Annotated in this window: 13 protein-coding genes; 8 read left to right on the plus strand and 5 right to left on the minus strand. The window is 72.5% G+C overall.

Annotated features, from left to right (window positions below; genetic code table 11):
* Positions 1–596: 596 nt before the first annotated feature.
* From ACFQO7_RS06155 to ACFQO7_RS06165, 3 genes are all read left to right on the plus strand, one after another.
* Positions 597–3,434: a PQQ-dependent sugar dehydrogenase gene (locus tag ACFQO7_RS06155; protein ID WP_376805491.1), complete on the plus strand. Its 2,838-nt coding sequence runs from the start codon at positions 597–599 to the stop codon at positions 3,432–3,434.
* Positions 3,435–3,559: 125 nt separating this feature from the next.
* Entirely contained in the window at positions 3,560–5,599 is a 2,040-nt protein-coding gene (locus ACFQO7_RS06160; protein WP_376805560.1) for a ThuA domain-containing protein, read from the plus strand.
* Positions 5,600–5,729: 130 nt separating this feature from the next.
* Positions 5,730–6,488: a hypothetical protein gene (locus tag ACFQO7_RS06165; RefSeq protein WP_376805492.1), complete on the plus strand. Its 759-nt coding sequence runs from the start codon at positions 5,730–5,732 to the stop codon at positions 6,486–6,488.
* A 123-nt stretch (positions 6,489–6,611) separates the two neighbouring features.
* On the opposite strand, the gene ACFQO7_RS06170 is transcribed toward ACFQO7_RS06165, so the two are convergent.
* Entirely contained in the window at positions 6,612–7,793 is a 1,182-nt protein-coding gene (locus tag ACFQO7_RS06170; RefSeq protein ID WP_376805493.1) for a DUF6891 domain-containing protein, read from the minus strand.
* Positions 7,794–7,903: 110 nt separating this feature from the next.
* Here ACFQO7_RS06170 and ACFQO7_RS06175 point away from each other — a divergent pair, with 110 nt between their 5' ends.
* Both ACFQO7_RS06175 and ACFQO7_RS06180 read left to right on the plus strand, forming a co-directional pair.
* On the plus strand, positions 7,904–8,629 hold the full coding sequence (locus tag ACFQO7_RS06175; protein ID WP_376805494.1) for a M23 family metallopeptidase: 726 nt from the start codon (positions 7,904–7,906) through the stop codon (positions 8,627–8,629).
* A 120-nt stretch (positions 8,630–8,749) separates the two neighbouring features.
* Entirely contained in the window at positions 8,750–9,451 is a 702-nt protein-coding gene (locus ACFQO7_RS06180) for a class I SAM-dependent methyltransferase (protein ID WP_376805495.1), read from the plus strand.
* Here ACFQO7_RS06180 and ACFQO7_RS06185 read toward each other — a convergent pair.
* Positions 9,438–10,175, minus strand: a complete 738-nt coding sequence (locus tag ACFQO7_RS06185; RefSeq protein ID WP_376805496.1) for a TioE family transcriptional regulator — start codon at positions 10,173–10,175, stop codon at positions 9,438–9,440. The genes ACFQO7_RS06180 and ACFQO7_RS06185 overlap by 14 nt on opposite strands.
* A 118-nt stretch (positions 10,176–10,293) precedes the next feature.
* On the opposite strand from ACFQO7_RS06185, the gene ACFQO7_RS06190 reads away from it, so the two are divergent.
* Entirely contained in the window at positions 10,294–11,556 is a 1,263-nt protein-coding gene (locus ACFQO7_RS06190) for an erythromycin esterase family protein (RefSeq protein WP_376805497.1), read from the plus strand.
* A gap of 88 nt (positions 11,557–11,644) precedes the next feature.
* Here ACFQO7_RS06190 and ACFQO7_RS06195 read toward each other — a convergent pair whose 3' ends face one another.
* Entirely contained in the window at positions 11,645–13,195 is a 1,551-nt protein-coding gene (locus ACFQO7_RS06195; protein ID WP_376805498.1) for a DUF1349 domain-containing protein, read from the minus strand.
* Between the two features lie 109 nt (positions 13,196–13,304).
* Here ACFQO7_RS06195 and ACFQO7_RS06200 point away from each other — a divergent pair, with 109 nt between their 5' ends.
* Together ACFQO7_RS06200 and ACFQO7_RS06205 are read left to right on the plus strand one after the other, a co-directional pair.
* A complete protein-coding gene (locus tag ACFQO7_RS06200) occupies positions 13,305–14,465 on the plus strand; it encodes a sensor histidine kinase (RefSeq protein WP_376805499.1) in 1,161 nt (386 codons plus the stop codon).
* Positions 14,462–15,130 carry a response regulator transcription factor gene (locus ACFQO7_RS06205; RefSeq protein WP_376805500.1) on the plus strand — a complete coding sequence of 223 codons (669 nt, stop codon included), beginning with the start codon at positions 14,462–14,464 and terminating at the stop codon, positions 15,128–15,130. The genes ACFQO7_RS06200 and ACFQO7_RS06205 overlap by 4 nt, the downstream gene beginning before the upstream one ends.
* Before the next feature lie 21 nt (positions 15,131–15,151).
* On the opposite strand, the gene ACFQO7_RS06210 is transcribed toward ACFQO7_RS06205, so the two are convergent.
* On the minus strand, positions 15,152–15,655 hold the full coding sequence (locus ACFQO7_RS06210) for a hypothetical protein (RefSeq protein ID WP_376805501.1): 504 nt from the start codon (positions 15,653–15,655) through the stop codon (positions 15,152–15,154).
* 109 nt (positions 15,656–15,764) lie between these two features.
* Positions 15,765–17,372 carry an ABC-F family ATP-binding cassette domain-containing protein gene (locus ACFQO7_RS06215; protein WP_376805502.1) on the minus strand — a complete coding sequence of 536 codons (1,608 nt, stop codon included), beginning with the start codon at positions 17,370–17,372 and terminating at the stop codon, positions 15,765–15,767.
* Positions 17,373–17,379 lie beyond the last annotated feature (7 nt).

Here is a 17,379-nt window from a genome sequence, read left to right on the forward strand (position 1 = left end):
CGGACGCGGGGGTCGTTGAAAGCCGAGGCGATGGCGACGGCTAGGGCGGGGCGGTCGGGCATGCCTTCGGCGACCGCGGCGGCCAGTTGCAGCCGGATGTCGTCGGACTCGACGAGCAGCAGGACCGCCCGGCGGATCTCGGGGGAGTCCAGTGCCGAGCGCAGCAGCTCCATGGCGCGGCGTTCCTGCTCGTGGTCGCGGTCCTCGGTGGACAGTGCGGCCAGTAGCGCGGTCACCTGGTCGAGGTCGATCAGGTGCTGCAGGCCGGCGCGGAACTCGGGCCGTTCCCAGGCGTACAGCAGCGCCCGGATCAGGTTGCGGTTCATGGCGTCTGATACCCGCGGTCGCCGGGCGCTGAAACCGGTAGCCCGTGACCTGCACAGTCACTCCACTTTCGATCGTGGTGTCGTAACTTTTAGTTGACGCATCCGAAAGTATGGACACCTCGATGAAAAGTCCCTAGTGTGTCCGTCACAGCTCCACAATGTTTCATCGAAGTAACCGGCGGCGCGGTTACCCCCAAACCCACCCCGCCAACAGGCGCGACGGCGCGCGCCCTGCCTGGCGTACCCCTGGTCAGGAAGGGTTGGACGGCTATGTCCACTAGACATCCACGTAGATACATCAGACTATGGCGCGCGGTCGCCGCCGCGCTGTTGGCGACCGGGTCGGCCCTGACGGCCGTCGCCACCACGACCACCCCCGCGGCCGCGCACACCATCGACCCGACCAAGTTCCAGCAGATCGAGATGGCCCGCGGCGTCGCCGAGATGGGCGAGCCGATGTCGCTGGCCGTGCTGCCGGACCTGTCCGTGCTGCACACCGCCCGCAACGGCACCCTGCGCCGCACCAACGCCGCCGGGACCACGTCCGTGATCGGCACCATCCCCGTGTACCAGCACGACGAGGAGGGCCTGCAGGGCGTCGGCGTCGACCCGGGCTTCGCCACGAACCGCTACATCTACCTCTACTTCGCCCCGCCGCTGTCCACCCCGAGCGGGGACGCGCCCGCGACCGGCACCAGCTGGACCCAGTGGCAGGGCGTCAACCGGCTGGCCCGGTTCACCCTCAACGCCGACTTCACGGTGAACATGTCCAGCCAGGTCAACGTGCTGGACGTGCCCGCCGACCGGGGCCTGTGCTGCCACGTCGGCGGTGACATCGACTTCGACGCGGCGGGCAACCTGTACCTTTCCACCGGCGACGACTCGAACCCGTTCTCCTCGGACGGCTACTCGCCGCTCGACGAGCGCACCGACCGCAACCCCGCCTACGACGCGCAGCGCTCCGCGGGCAACACCAACGACCTGCGCGGCAAGATCCTGCGCATCAAGGTCAACGCGAACGGGTCGTACTCGATCCCGTCGGGCAACCTGTTCGCGCCCGGCACCGCGCAGACCCGCGCCGAGATCTACGCGATGGGCTTCCGCAACCCGTTCCGGATGAGCGTCGACAAGGCCACCGGCGTCGTGTACGTCGGCGACTACGGGCCGGACGCGGGCACTACCAACGCCAACCGGGGCCCCAGCGGGCAGGTCGAGTTCAACCGGATCACCTCGGCGGGCAACTACGGCTGGCCGTACTGCACCGGCGCGAACACCAGCACCGAGACCTACAACGAGTGGAACTTCGCGACCGCGTCCACCGGGCCGAAGTACAACTGCGCCGGCGGCCCGACCAACAACTCGTTCCGCAACACGGGCCTGTCCACGCTGCCCGCCGCCCGCCCGGCCTGGATCAAGTACGGCGGGGACAGCGGCACCCCGACCGAGTTCGGCGGCGGCTCCGAGTCGCCGATGGGCGGCCCGGTCTACCGGTACAACGCCTCGTCGACCTCGACGGTGAAGTTCCCGCAGGACATGGACGGGCAGTTCTTCGCGACCGAGTTCGGCCGCGGCTGGATCAAGCCGATCCACGTCAACGCCGACGGCTCGCGCGGCACCATCGACGCCTTCCCGTGGACCGGCAAGCAGGTCATGGACTCGGCGTTCGGCCCCGACGGCGCGCTGTACGTGCTCGACTACGGCACCGGCTACTTCAACGGCGACGCGAACTCGGCGCTGTACCGCTTCGAGTACATCGGCACCGGCAACCGGGCCCCGATCGCCAACGCGAACGGCACCCCGACCGCGGGCGCGGCCCCGCTGACCGTGGCGTTCTCGTCGGCCGGCTCGTCGGACCCGGAGGGCGGCGCGCTGACCTACTCGTGGGCGTTCGGCGACGGCACCACCTCGACGGCGGCCAACCCGAGCAAGACGTACAGCACCAACGGGACGTACACCGCGACCCTGACGGTGCGCGACCCGCAGGGCGCGACCGGCAGCGACTCGGTCGTCATCACGGTCGGCAACACCCCGCCCGCGGTGACCATCAACAGCCCCGGCAACGGCCAGCTGTTCGCGTTCGGCGACACGGTCAGCTACTCGCTGACGGTCACCGACGCCGGTGACGGCACGATCGACTGCAGCCGGGTGAAGCTGACCTACGTTCTCGGCCACGACCAGCACGGCCACCAGATCACCTCGAAGAACGGCTGCTCGGGCACCATCACCATCCCGGTCGACGGCGAGCACGACGACGCGGCGAACATCTTCGCGATCTTCGACGCGGAGTACACCGACAACCAGGGCCTGACCACGCACACGCAGCACACGCTGCAGCCGCGGCACCGCCAGGCCGAGCACTTCGGCACCTCGTCGGGCATCAACACGTTCACCAAGACCACCGCCGAGGGCGGCAAGACCGTCGGTGACATCCACAACGGGGACTGGATCTCGTTCACGCCGTACCGGCTGAGCAACGCGACCGGCTTCACCGCCCGGGTGTCCTCGGGCGGCGTGGGCGGCACGCTGCAGATCCGCGCCGGGTCGGCCACCGGCACCGTGCTCGGCTCGGCCACCGTCCCGGTGACCGGCGGCTGGGAGACGTTCACGACGGTCAGCGGGACCATCACCGGCGCTCCGAACAGCACCACCCCGCTGTACCTGACCTTCAGCGGCGGCACCGGGGCGCTGTACGACCTGGACTCGTTCACCTTCACCACCGCGGCGGGCGTCGGCCCGATCACGGGGCTGGCGGGCAAGTGCCTGGACGTGCGCAGCGGCGCGACGGCCGACGGCACCCAGATCCAGATCTACACCTGCAACGGCACCGGCTCGCAGACCTGGACGCGTAACGGCCAGACCCTGCGGGCATTCGGCAAGTGCCTGGACATCGCCGGCGGCGGCACCGCCGACGGCACCAAGATCCAGCTGTACACCTGCAACGGCTCCGGCGCGCAGAACTGGACCTACCAGGCCTCCGACCAGACGCTGCGCAACCCGCAGTCGGGCAAGTGCCTCGACGTGTCGGGCAACAACTCCGCCGACAGCACCATCGTCCACCTGTGGACCTGCGGCACCAACGCGGCGAACCAGAAGTGGACCCTGCCCTGATCGACCCGGTCCGGGCGGGGCAGCCCCGTTCCGCCCGGACCGCTCCCGTCCGAGAAAGGAGCAACATCGTGCGAATCCTTCGACCCGTGCTCGGTGCGGCAGCCGCCGCGCTGACCGTGGTGGCCATGACCGCCTGCCCGGCGGCGGCCGCCGACGCCCCGTACGACGTGCTGGTCTTCTCCAAGACCGCCGGCTTCCGGCACGACTCCATCGCCGTGGGCACCCAGGCCATCCGGGACCTGGGCTCGGCCAACAACTTCACCGTCACCGCCACCGAGGACGCGGCCCAGTTCAACGCGAGCAACCTGGCCCAGTACGAGGCCGTGGTCTTCCTCAACACCACCGGTGACGTGCTCGACGCGACCCAGCAGACCGCGTTCGAGAACTACATCCGCTCCGGCAAGGGCTACGTCGGCGTGCACGCCGCCGCCGACACCGAGTACTCCTGGCCCTGGTACGGCAACCTGGTCGGCGCGTGGTTCGCCTCGCACCCGGCGATCCAGCAGGCCAACGTCAAGGTCGAGGACCGCGGTCACGCCGCGACGGCGCACCTGCCGCAGACCTGGACCCGCACCGACGAGTGGTACAACTACCAGACCAACGCCCGCTCCACCGCGAAGGTGCTGGCCACCCTGGACGAGTCCTCGTACAGCGGCGGCGGCATGGGCGCCGACCACCCGCACGTCTGGTGCAAGGCGTACGACGGCGGCCGCTCCTTCTACACCGGCGGCGGCCACACCCAGGCCTCCTACAGCGAGGCGAACTTCCGCAACCACCTGCTCGGCGGCATCCGCTACGCGGCCGGCCGCAGCAAGGCCGACTGCCGCCCCGAGACCGGCTACACGCCGATCTTCAACGGCTCGACCACGGGCTGGTCGCAGGCCGGTCCGGGCAGCCTCACCAACTCCGACGCCACGCTGACCACGGTCGGCGGCATGGGCCTGTACTGGTACAGCGCCAAGCAGTACACCTCGTACTCGCTGAAGCTGGACTGGAAGCTCACCGGCGACTCGAACTCGGGCGTGTTCATCGGCTTCCCGCCGTCGACCGACCCGTGGTCGGCGGTCGACAACGGCTACGAGATCCAGATCGACGCCACCGACGCGGCCGACCGCACCACCGGCGCGGTGTACACGTTCCAGTCGGCCAACATCGCCGCCCGCGACGCGGCGCTCAACGCCGCCGGCGAGTGGAACACCTACGAACTGCTCGTCGAGGGCCAGCGCCTGCGGATCTACCTCAACGGCGTGCTGATCAACGACTTCACCAACACCAACGCCGCCCGTGACCTGGCCGGCCACATCGGCATCCAGAACCACGGCGCGGCCGACACCGCCCAGTTCCGCAACATCCGCATCAAGGAGCTGGGCACCCCGCCGACCGGTGACGTGACCGTGCAGGCCGAGTCGTTCAGCAGCCAGAGCGGCGTGCAGGCGTTCACCAAGGCGGGCGCGAACAACGGCCAGACGCTGGGCTACATCGAGCCGGGCGACTGGGCGGCGTACAACAACGTGAACGTCGGCGGTGCGATCACCTTCCGGGCACGCGTCGTGTCCGGCGGCGCGGGCGGCGGCATCCAGGTGCGCACCGGGTCCACCACCGGGCCGATCCTCGGCACGGTCGCGGTGCCCAACACGGGCGGCTGGTCCACGTTCGCCAACGTGCAGACCACGCTGACCGGGGTGCCCTCGGGCAACCAGAACGTGTACCTGACCTTCACCGGGACCGGGACCGGCCTGTTCGACGTCGACGACTTCACCTTCGTGAAGACCGCCACGCCGGGCACCGGGCCGATCAAGGGCCTGGCCGGCAAGTGCCTCGACGTGCGCAGCAGCGGCACCGCCGACGGCACGCAGATCCAGATCTACACCTGCAACGGCTCCACGGCGCAGACCTGGACCCAGAACGGGCAGACCCTGCGCGCGCTGGGCAAGTGCCTGGACATCTCCGGCGGCGGCAGCGCCAACGGCACGAAGATCCAGCTGTGGACCTGCAACGGCTCCGGCGCGCAGAACTGGACCTACCAGTCCTCCGACCAGACCCTGCGCAACCCGCAGTCGGGCAAGTGCCTGGACGTGTCGGGCAACAACTCCGCCGACAGCACCGTCGTGCACCTGTGGCAGTGCATCGCGGGCGCGGCCAACCAGAAGTGGACCATGCCGTAACGCAGGAAACGGCGGGTCGTCGGTTTGCCCGGCGGCCCGCCGCTCATATCCTGTTGCGACACCGGTCCCGGAGTGAGATCATCAGCGCCATGATCTCCTGTGTACGAAAGGGCGTGCGCGCCCTCGCGGTATGACCGCCCCGCGGCACGAACGTGCCGCCTCCTGGCAGCAGGCAGTCGCCGTCCGCGACGAATGGCGCGGCCACGGCACGGCCAGTGGACCGACCGAACAGGCCGCCGCCGAACAGGCCCTCACCGAGCTGTATCGCCGAGTCGGCCGCCCCCGGCCCGAGTTCGTCTGGGTCCGCTCTCCCCACGAGGCTCAACCGCTGGTCCGGCACCTGCCGACGCTGGAGGACCTCTACCTGTGGGCCACCGATCCGCCGCCGGGCCGACGCGCCCCACTGGCCAGCGACCTGGCCGCCTCCCTGTCCCGGCTGCGCGGGGCCATGGACGACAGGATCGCTCCGCCGCTGTTCGACCCCAAACCACCCAAGCGGGACAAGGGTCAACCGTGGCCGAACCAGACGGCCGAGGCGGCACTGGCGTACGGCGTCCCGTTCGTCGACATCGTGCGCCGCCACGTGCGCGAAGCCCTCTACACCTCACTCGCCCACGGCATCTACCTGCCCGGCAAGCGACTGCTGGGCGGCCCGAGCCCCGTCTGCTGGTACGGCCAGCAGGAGGCGCACTGGATCGCCTACTACGAGGTCTGGCGACGGCTCGGCCTGGCCGTCTACGGCACCGCCCTGGACGCCGAACTCGACGGCTGGCAGGCGCTGGCCCGCTCGGCCGGCTGGTTCTGGCCCGACGAACAGCGCTGCGTCATCTCCGCCCGCCCCGTCACCGGCACCACCTTCGCCGACGGCTGGACAATCCCCACCACCTGAAAGGAAGGGCACCTTCACATCGCTCCGCGATGTAGAAGGTGCCCTTCCCAACCTGCCGAGCGCTTGAGCAGCGCTGCGACGTGTCCGCCCGCCACGGGGGTGGGTGGGCACGCCGTCGTTGCTTCACCAGGGCCGGCGGGTCGCGCCTTCGAGTTCGGCCATCGCGGACCGGTCTTCGGTGGCGAGAACGGTAAGCATGCGTACGGCCTCGTCCAGGGTCGCGTATTTGCCGGTCGACGTGGCGTCCTCCGGATGCGGGGTCTCCAGCCACAGCCCGCAGTGCTCCCAGCGCATCTGCACCGCGACGTCCGAAGCGCTCGCCGCGCACAGCCAGGAGTTCGTCCGGGTCGGCAGGCGGCGCAGCACGTCCAGCGCCTCGGGCAGCATCATGGGCGCACTGGGGAACGCGCTCCCGCTGTTCGGCTGGCTCTCGTACGTCACCTCGAGCAGCCCCGGCTCGTCCGCCGCCCGCGGGTCGTCGCCGCCGTTCAGCAGCCGCAGCCCGTCGAAGCGGCCCGCGCTGCGGCCGTCGTCGCTGAACAGGCGTGAGCCCTCGCGGCGCAGCTCGACAGGCGCGGCACCGCCCTCGATCCGCACCGTCACGCCCTTGGGCAGCCAGGGCAGTTCCAGCGCGGCCAGCGCCGTGGCCGTCATCCGCGCGGCGATGGCGAGCCTCCGGCCCTTGGCGGACTGCACCGAGAGCTCCGGCTCGGCCGGGTCGTACGGGGCGCACGCGGCCATCCGGCCATGACGGCGGCGCGCCCAATCCACGCGTACGTGGATGCGCTGGCCGGGTGAGCCGCTCCAGTCGACCTGAAGGCCTTCGGCGCGCAGCGCGGCGACGACCTCCTCGCCGATCTCCGCGGTGGCGGGCTGGCCGATCAGTCCGTACGCCAGATACAGCCCGCCGCCCTCGGCGCAGCGCTCGGCGTCCTGCTGGTGATAGAAGACGTAACCGCGGGCCGGCATGGTGTCGTGCACCTGGTCGCCGATCTCGGTCGCGCCGCAGTTCTGGCAGCAGGTGAAGTCCTCCCGCGCCACGATCCCGGCCGCGTCGAGCGCTCGGAACGCATCGGTGAGCCGGTCGCTGTCGGTGCGCGCGGGCCAGTTCTGCTGCGCGTCGAGGTGTGCGGCGAACGCCGGTCCGACCAGCTCCCAGGCCAGCGCCCGCAGCTCACCAGGTTCCGCCTTGCCGTCCAGGTATTCCACGGTGTCGTCGACGATCGCCGCACATGGGAAAGCGCCCCGGGCCACGGCCCGGCGCACGTTGTCGGCGGCGGTCCGCGTCAGTTCCTCGCTCAGCACGCAGGGCACGGTAGCAGTGCGTCTTCGCCCACGGGCACCGGAGAGCCGGGGCCTTGCCCGAGCCCGGCACCTGCCGGACGGGCTGGCGCGCGGCGCCTAGGCTGGCGGGCGTGGCTGACGGGGCGCCCCGAGCGGGGCAGGCGGGGCGGGAGGTCGTGCTCGCGCTGCCGTTCACCGGGCTGTGGCTGGCCAGGAACAGCCCGGCACGGCGGGTGCCCAGCCACGGCACGGACCTGCTGGGCTCGCGGTACGCGATCGACTTCGTCGGGGTGGACGAGCGCGGTCGCAGTGCGGGCCACCGCGACTGGCGTACTTTGCTGGCCACCGAACCACCCGACCGCTACTTCGGCTTCGGCCGCCCGATCCTGGCCCCCACCGACGGTGTCGTCGTCGCGGCCCACGACGGCGAACCCGATCACGCCGGGCGGCGTTCGCAGCTGGCCCTGGTGCCGTACATGCTGGGCCAGGCCGGACGGCTGCGGCGGGGGGCGACGGCGATCGCCGGCAACCACGTGGTCATCGAGTTGCGGGACAGCGGCATGTTCGTGGCGCTCGTGCACCTGCGTGCGGGTTCCCTGCGCGTTTCCACCGGCACCTCGGTCGCCGCGGGTGAGCGGCTCGCCGACTGCGGCAACTCCGGCAACTCGACCCAGCCGCACGTACATCTGCAGGTCATGGACAACGCCGACCTGTCCGTCGCCCGCGGCGTGCCGATGACGTTCCGGCACTTCCGCGAACGGGCACGCGGCTCCGCGCAGTTCCTGATCAGACAGACCGGAGTGCCGGGCGAGGGCGCGATCGTCGCACCGCTGCCCGCCGCCGACGTGAATCGCTGACGCGCGAGCCGCATCAAGTCAGTATCATCGATGCGATGACGGGCAGCCTGACGGTGCGGAAAAGTCCGCGAAGGCGGCCTTCGCCCGCTTGCCGGGTGAGGGGGCCGATACGGTGGGCGCGTGACTGATCAGGACCTCAAGCCGCTGTTCGCCGCGGCCGCCGCCAACCTCGTCTACAACGCGCCGCTGAGCGAGGAGCGGGTGGCAGACCTCGTCCGGCGGCTGGCCCCGGCGGATGCCGACCGGCGCGTGCTGGATCTGGGCTGCGGCAGCGGCGAACTGCTCCGGCGGCTGTGCCGCACGCACGGCGTCGCGGGCGACGGGGTGGAGTACGACCCCGCGATCGCCGAGCGTGCCCGCGCCGCGGCCCCTGACCTCGACCAGGTCACCTTCCACACCGCCGACGCGACCACCTGGACGCGGCCCGCCGACGTCGTCGTCAACGTCGGCGGGAGCCACATCTGGGATGGGACCGCCCCGGCGCTCGCCGCGTTGCAGCGGCTCACCAGAGCCGGTGGGCGGCTGCTGTTCGGCGAGGGCTTCTACCGCACCGCACCCACCGACCAGATCCGCGAGGCGTTCGGTGACCTGCCCGATCTGGCCGGGCTCGCCCGGCTGGCCACGACCGCCGGATTCCGGCCGCTGCACGTCGCCGAGTCGACGCTCGCCGAGTGGGACGACTTCGAGTCCGACTGGCGGGCCGGGATCGAGCAGGTCGGCACGCCGCAGGCCCGCGCCTTCGCCGACCGGCGGCGCGAGGAGTACCTCGGCGGCTACCGCGGCGTGCTCGGCTTCGCGTGGCTGATCCTCATGCCCGCCTGACGTCGGGTGCCAGGCGGGACGCGGTGCGTTCGTGCAGGTAGGCGTCCAGGGCGGCGGCGCCGGACAGCATCGCGCGGCCGCGCCAGGCGAGCCGGTCGCGCCAGTCCGCCAGCATCGCCTCCAGCGGTGCGACGCCGCCGGCCGCCCGCACCTGATCCAGCACGGGTGCGATGTGTTCCAGCAGGTAGCCGCCGCGCCGGAGCTGGTGTGCCAGTCGGGCGTCGCGTACGTCGGCCGGGGTGTAGACGCGGTAGCCCGTCGCCGGGTCACGCGACGGGCGGACCACCCCCGCACGTTCCCATTTGCGCAGCGTCGCGGGTTTGACGCCGAGCTGCCGGGCGAGCGGCCCGACGAACGTGCCCGCCGACCGGGTCACCGCCGGCTCGGCGCCGGCCAGGTCGCGTAGCGCCTGCTCGACGGCGGTGAGGGTGCGCCGGTCCGTACGCAGTTGCAGGTGGCTGTCGTCGATGACGGCGAGCGCGTCCTCGACGGCGTCCTCGTTGACCGCCCGCATGATCGCCGTCGCGGTCTGGTGGCCGTGTGCCGGGGCCAGGGCCGCGAACGCCCGCAGCGCGTGCACGTGCAGTCCGGTGTAGACGCGGTAGCCGGACGGGGTGCGTTCGGCGGGCGGGAGGATGCCCGCCTCCTCGTAGTTGCGGATCGCCTGGGTGGACAGCCCCTGTCCCCGGGCGAGGTCGACGGGCCGTAGGCGCGCTTCGCTCATGGGTTGATCCATCGTTTGAGGGTTTGAAGCCTGGCCAAGCGCATTACGGCGGCAAAGTTTACACCATCGGTTCAACGATACGGTAAAAGGTGTCGACCCGACGAGAGGATCACGCCTGATGACCATCCACTCCGCCCTGTCCGACGCCTGCTGGGCGTTCACCGACGACGCCGGGCCTGCCGTGACCCGGCTGCTCGACACGCTGCCGGTGCGGCCGCGGCTGCTCGGCCTCGGCGAACCCCTGCACGGCGAGGACCTGTTCCTCCGGCTGCGCAACCGGCTGCTGCGCCACCTCGTGGAGCACGAGGGCTACCGGTCGGTCGCGCTGGAGAGCGACTGCCTGGGCGGGCTTCTCGTGGACGCGTACGTCGCGGGTGGCCCCGGCTCGCTCGACGACGTGACGGCCCGCGGCGTCAGCCACGGCTGGGGCGCGTTCGCGGGCAACCGGGAACTGGTCGCCTGGATGCGCGAGTACAACCTGGGCCGCCCGGAAGCGGACCGGCTGCGCTTCTACGGCTTCGACGCCCCGACGGAGATGATGTACGCCGCGAGCCCGCGTCAGTCCCTCATCGAGGTCCGCGACCACCTGGCGGCCTGGGGCGACCCGGGGCAGCTCCCGGACGACGCCGCCCTGATCGACGAGCTCGCCGGTGCGGACGACCGGTGGACCGACGAGGCGGCGGCGATGGACCCGGCGCGGTCGGTCGGCTCGTCGCCGGAGGCGGTGCGGCTCCGGCTGCTCGCCGACGACCTGCGGGCGCTGCTGTCGGCGCAGGCGCCGCGGCTGCTCGCCGCCGCACCGGAGGCGGACCGGTGGCGGGCGCGGCTGCACGCGAGCGCGGCTGCGGGCCTGCTGCGGTATCACGCGGTCATGGCAGCCGCCTCCCCGGCGCGGTACGCCCGGCTCATGATCACGCGCGACACGATGATGGCCGAGAACCTGCTCGCGATCGAGGCGCGGGAGGCCGACCGGGGGCCGACGCTGGTGTTCGCGCACAACGCGCACCTGCAGCGCGAGGAGGGCCACTGGCAGGCCGACTACCTCGACCAGACGCTGACCTGGTGGACCGCCGGGGCCATCGCCGCCGCCGACCTCGGCGAGCGCTACGCCTTCGTGGCCACGGCCGTCGGCGCGATACCCCATCGCGGCCTGGGTGCGCCGGCGGCCGAAACCTTGGAAGGCGTCCTGGCGGCCCTTCCGGACGACCGCTACCTGCTCGACGGCCGCCGCCTGGCCGCCGCGCTGCACGCCGCGGAGCTGGAGCCGGTGCGGCGGTCCGACAACACCGACGACCGCGGCTACTTCCCGCGCGACCCGGCCCACGTCGCCGACAGCGACGGCATCCTGTTCCTCCGCGACGTGCCCGCCGACAAGCCCTGACCTTCCCGCCCCACCACCCGTTGTTGGGAAGGGCACCTTCTACAACGCATGGCGATGTGAAGATGCCCTTCCTTTCCTGCGGTCGGGGTTAGCGCCAGTCGACCGGTGTCGCGTTCGGCGGCTCTGGCGCGCGGCGCAGGGCGAGTCCGAGCGCGAGGGCGGCGAACGCGCCGGTCACCGCGAGCCCGGCCCACCACGGTAGAGGGAAGTACCCGGCGTACGGCGCGTAGTGCATGGTGACCTGGGGGTATGCCGTCAGTGTCTGCAGCACCGCGAACCCGGCGGCGGGGGTGAGCCGCAGCAGCCAGTCCGCGACGGCGTCGGGCAGCAGCGGCACGACCACCAGCAGGTACGGCAGCACGAGCCCGGCCAGTAGTACGGTCACCGCGAGCCAGGCCCGCCGCAGCAGTGCGCCGAGCGCCAGCGCGAGCACGGCGACGAGTGCGAGCAGCACCGCGGTGCCGACGATGACGCGCAGTTCGGTCAGCGGCCCGGCCGGGACGACCGTGAGGCCGCGGTCGCGCAGCAGCTTCGTGCCGAGCGGCACGGCGACCGCCACGGCGGCGAGTCCGCTCGCGAACACGGCCCCGCCGAGCACCAGCCCTCGTGCCGCGAGCTGCCGCCCGCTGGGCGCGGTCCCGGTGGTGGTGCGCGCGACGGCGTACCGGGCCGCGGTCACGATCAGGACGATCACCGCCGCGAACAGGCCGACGAGGGTGTCCTTGGAGGTACGGCCGCCTTCGGTGCCGACCGGGCCGATGTCGCCGGACCCGGTCACGGTGAGCGTGCCGCCGTCGGAGACCAGGCCGGGCGCGCGGTGGAACTTCTCCCAGTCCGTGTGGCCGAGTTCGCCGACGGTGTCGGCGCTCCACGGGCCGGCCGCCACCCCGCCGGTCGTGCTGACGCTGTCGAACGAGCCGACGGCCTGGGTGAACCGCACCTGGCCGACGCTGCCGCCGAGGCCGACCGGCGCGAGGGTGAGGTCGCCCGGCGAGGTGGCGAACAGGCCGATCCGCGCGGTGGCGGGCAGGCCCGCGAGCCGGGCGGTGCCGACCGGTGTCCACGAGACGCCGTCGGTCGACTCCTCGCCGGTGATCGTGTCACCGGTGCGGGTGAGCCGCAGCCAGCGCGGCGACTGTGCGGATACGCCGCCGGGCCGGCCGGCCGTGTCGTGGGTGTAGTCGTGCTGCATCCGTACGCCGTGGGAGCCGGTCATCATCAGCGCGGCGTAGGAGGAGCCCTGCCCGAGGCCGTCCTTGATGATGATCCCGGTCTTCGCCCACGGCACCACCCCGGCGACGATCTCGTCGTGGTCCGGCGGGGGATAGGTGATGGTCCCGGTCAGCGAGGTCAGCCGCACCGTGAGGCTGCCGTCGCCGGTCAGCGGCCGGTGCGCGAAGAAGAACAGGTCGGATACGGGCCGGCCGTCGGGAGCCAGCGGGTCGGTCGGGCAGGGCACCTCGACCGGGCCTTGGCTGCACGAGCCGTGGCTGCCGAGCGCGGGCAGCACGGCCAGCGCGATGACGGACAGCGCCGCCACGAGCAGGGCGGCCATCCGGCCGCGGGACCGGAACGCGGACCATTCGGCCCGGACCAGCGCCGCCAGGCCGGGAGTGGTGCTTTCGTCGGGGGTACTCATGGCCGATGTTCTACGGAGCACGCGGTGACACGGGCCGAAGCGACGCTGTCATGCCGCTGTTAGGCCGGCCGGGGCATGCTGGTCACCGGCACGACGGCGGGAGGCGCTCATGAGATGGCCGGGCAGGACGGTGGGGTGGCGGTTCACGCTGCTCTACGCGTCGGTGTTCCTGGCGTCCGGGTTCGGGCTGCTGGTCCTCACCAACCTGCTGGCCGCCGGCAAGAACACCCAGATCGCCCCCGGACAGCTCCCGCAGAACCAGTCCGACCTAGCCGCGGCCCGGCAGCAGATCCACGACCTGCAGGCCCGGCTGGCGGAGGCCGAGGCGCTGCAGTCCCGGCGGCTGCTGGTCGGCTCGCTGATCGCGCTGGTGGTGATGGGTCTGGTATCGCTCCTGCTGGGCCGGGTGATCTCGGGCCGGGTGCTGCGCCCGCTGCGCACGGTCACCGCGGCGACCCGCCGGATCTCCGCCGAGAACCTGCACGAGCGGCTCGCCGTGGCCGGGCCCGAGGACGAGGTCAAGGACCTCGCCGACACCATCGACGGGCTGCTGGCCAGGCTGGAGGCGTCGTTCGCCGCGCAGCGCCGCTTCGTCGCGAACGCCTCGCACGAGCTGCGCACCCCGCTGGCCACCATGCGCGCCGCGCTGGACGTCGCCGAAGCCAAGCCGGGGCCGCTGCCCGCGCAGACCGCCGCGCTCGGCGGGCGCGTACGCACCGAACTCGACCGGGTGGACCGGCTGCTCGACGGCCTGCTCGTGCTGGCCCGCACGCAGCACGGCGCGCTCGGTGACCAGGCCCCGGTGGCGCTCGGCGACCTCGCCGGCGGGGCGCTGGCCGCCCGCGCCGCCGACATCCGGGCCGCAGGCCTGACCGTCGACACCGCCGACGTCGCGCCGCACGCCTGGACCGAGGGCAACGCCACGCTGCTGGCCCGGCTGGCGCAGAACCTCGTCGACAACGCGGTGCTGCACAACGTGGACGGCGGGTGGCTGCGGGTCGCGGTCACCGCCGCCGACGGCACGGTCGCCCTGGTCGTGGAGTCCGGCGGACCGGTGCTGGAACAGGCGCAGGTCGACCGGCTCGCCGCGCCGTTCCAGCGCCTCGGCGCGGACCGTGTCGGCTCCGACGACGGCTCCGGCCTCGGGCTGTCGATCGTCGCGGCCGTCGCCGAAGCACACGGCGGCCGGCTGGAGCTGCGGGCACGCCCGGCCGGCGGACTGCGTGCCACGGTGACGCTGCCGCGCTCACGGCAGGAGGCCGCGGCGTGAGGGTGCTCGTGGTCGAGGACGCCCGCGCGCTCGCCGAGGTGGTGGCCGAAGGGCTGCGGGACCAGGGCATGGCCGTGGACCTGGCGCACGACGGCCTGGCCGCCGCGGCGAAACTGGACGTCAACGCGTACGACGTGGTGGTCCTCGACCGTGACCTGCCCGGCATCCACGGCGACACGCTGTGCCAGATGATCACCGAGCGGGATGAACGGCCCATGGTGCTGATGCTGACCGCGGCCGTCGCGCCCGGCGACCGGGTCAGCGGTCTCACCCTGGGCGCGGACGACTACCTGGGCAAGCCGTTCCACTTCCCGGAGCTGGTGCTGCGGGTGCGCGCGCTGGCGCGCAGGCGCCCCACGGCACGGGCCCGGACGCTGCGCGCCGCCGGTGTCGAACTCGACCCGGTACGCCGCACCGCCACCCGCGACGGCCGGCCGCTCGACCTGTCGGTGAAGGAGTTCGCACTGCTGGAAGCCCTGCTGTCGGCGAGCCCAGCGTTCCTGAGCACGGAGGAACTGCTCGAACGGGTCTGGGACGAGCACGCCGACCCGTTCACCAACACGGTCACCGTCACCATCGGACGGCTGCGCCGCAAACTGGGCAGCCCACCGGTCGTCACGACGACACCCGGTGTCGGCTACCGCATCGCCGACGACGCGGGCTGAACGCGCCGCACCGGGATGGCGTCACCGCGCGGGTGGCTGCCACCGCTTACGCCGCAGGCCGCGCTGGGCCGCCGTGCGCGCCGCCCGCGCCGCCCGCAGGTCGCGCACCAGGACGGCGGCGCCGATCGCGGCGAACCCCAGCCCCCACGGCATGCCCATCCAGGTGTTGAAGAAGGCGAGGGAGTCGTCGGTGCTGCCGTTGTGGGCGACGAACTCGGCCGGGTCGGCCGGGCCGAGCCACAGCCACATGCTCTCGCCGACCGCCGCGTCACCCTTGATCCATTGCTGGTACGAAAGCCCCTGGACCTGATAGGCGACCTGGATCTGCTCCGCGACCCGGCCGCTGCCGTCCTTGTGGCCGGTGACCACAGCGATGACCGCGGTCCCATCCGCCCGCAGCCGCTTCTGCTTGTCCAGGTCGCCGAACTTCGTCACCGCCGTCATCGTGGCCAACCCCAGCCCGGCGACCAGGAACAACCACCACACCGCGACCGAGCGTGGTCTGAGCAGTTCCACCTTGGCCATACCGTATCCGTCCCGTCGCCCGTCGAGAGCCGGGACGCCTGACCTCGCCGCCCCGTGCGGAGCAGGCTAGGTCAACGGCGCAACGCCGTGGGGGCGCCGGTTTCCGCTGTCACAGCCGCAGCTCGCGGCCGGGCCAGCGGGAGCGCAGCCAGCGGTCGTGGCTGGCCACCACGATCGCGCCCGGTCCGGTGCCCAGCGCCTCCTCCAGCTCGTCGGCAAGCCTCGGCGACAGGTGGTTGGTCGGCTCGTCGAGCAGCAGCAGCTCCGGCGGGTTCGCCACCAGCAGCGCGAGGGCGAGCCGGCGGCGCTGCCCGACCGACAGGTCGCCGACCCGGGTGCCCTGGTCGCGCGGGGCGAGCAGGCCGAGCTCGCCCAGCGGCACGGCCTCGGCGCGGGCGGTGCCCAGCGTCAGCTCGTAGGTCTCCCGGGCGGTGCGGTCGGGCCGCTCGAACACGCTGTCCTGGGTCAGCAGCCCCACGGTCAGCCCGCGCCGCCGGTGCACCTCGCCCGCGGCGTCGAGCCTTCCGGCCAGCACCGCGAGCAGCGTCGACTTGCCCGCGCCGTTGGCCCCGGTGACCAGCAGCCGGTCCGTGGACGACAGGTCCAGCCGGTCCAGGGCGAGCCGGCCCGGCACGTGCACGTCGCGCAGCGACAGCAGGGTGCCGTCGGCCGACGTGCCCGCGAGCCGGGTCGCCCGGAAGCGCAGCGGCTCCGGCGGGCGGCGCACCTGCTCGCGTTCCAGCTCGTCGAGGCGGCGGGAGGCGTTGCGCACCCGGCGCGAGATCTGGTTCTGCACCCGGCCGGTGGTGTGGCCGTAGCCCATCTTCTCGCTGTCGCGCTTGGCCCGGCCGGGCGCGACCTGGTGCGCGGTGACCGACACGGCCTGGCGCAGGTCGTCGAGCTCCTCCTGTTCCTGCTCGAACCGGCGCTGCCAGCGGGCCCGCTCGGCCTGCTTCTCGGCCTGGTACGCGGTGTAGCCGCCGCCGTAGCGGGTCGGGCCGTCGACGGCGGGGTCGAGGTCGATCAGGTCGGTGCACACGGCGTCGAGGAACGCCCGGTCGTGGCTGGCCACCACGACCACCCCGGGCAGCCCGCGCAGCTGCTCCTCCAGGAACGCGGCCGCGGCGTCGTCGAGGTGGTTGGTCGGCTCGTCGAGCAGCAGCGCCGAGGGCCGCCGGGCCAGCAGCGCGGCCAGCGCGAGCCGCCCGCGCTGCCCGCCGGACAGCGACCCGAGCGCACGCTCGTGCGCGATGCCGCCCAGGCCGAGCCCGGCCAGGACGATCTCCGCGCGCCGGTCGGCGTCCCAGGCCTCGTGCTCCTGGGCCCGGTCCAGCCGCTCGCCGTACGCGGCGAGCAGGGCGGGGTAGCCGTCGGACTCCGGTGCCACGGCGGCCAGCTCGGCGGTGAGCCGGTCGAGTTCGGCAAGATCCTCCCGGGCCTCGCGCAGGGCGTCGTCGATCACGTCGGCGACGGTCGCCGCGGCGTCGAACGGCATCTCCTGGTGCAGGAAGCCGAGGTCGTCCGGGCGGGTGACGGTGCCGGAGTCGGGCTCGTCGGTCCCGGCGAGCAGCCGCAGCAGGGTGGACTTGCCGACGCCGTTCTCGCCGATCAGCCCGATCCGGTGACCGGGGGACGCGGTGAGACTGACGCCGTCGAGCACCCGGCGCGTGCCGAGGGTACGGACGAGATCTTGGGCAAGCAGGGCGGAATAGGACATGGAACAC

Source organism: Catellatospora aurea (assembly GCF_042663325.1).
GTDB lineage: Bacteria > Actinomycetota > Actinomycetes > Mycobacteriales > Micromonosporaceae > Catellatospora > Catellatospora aurea.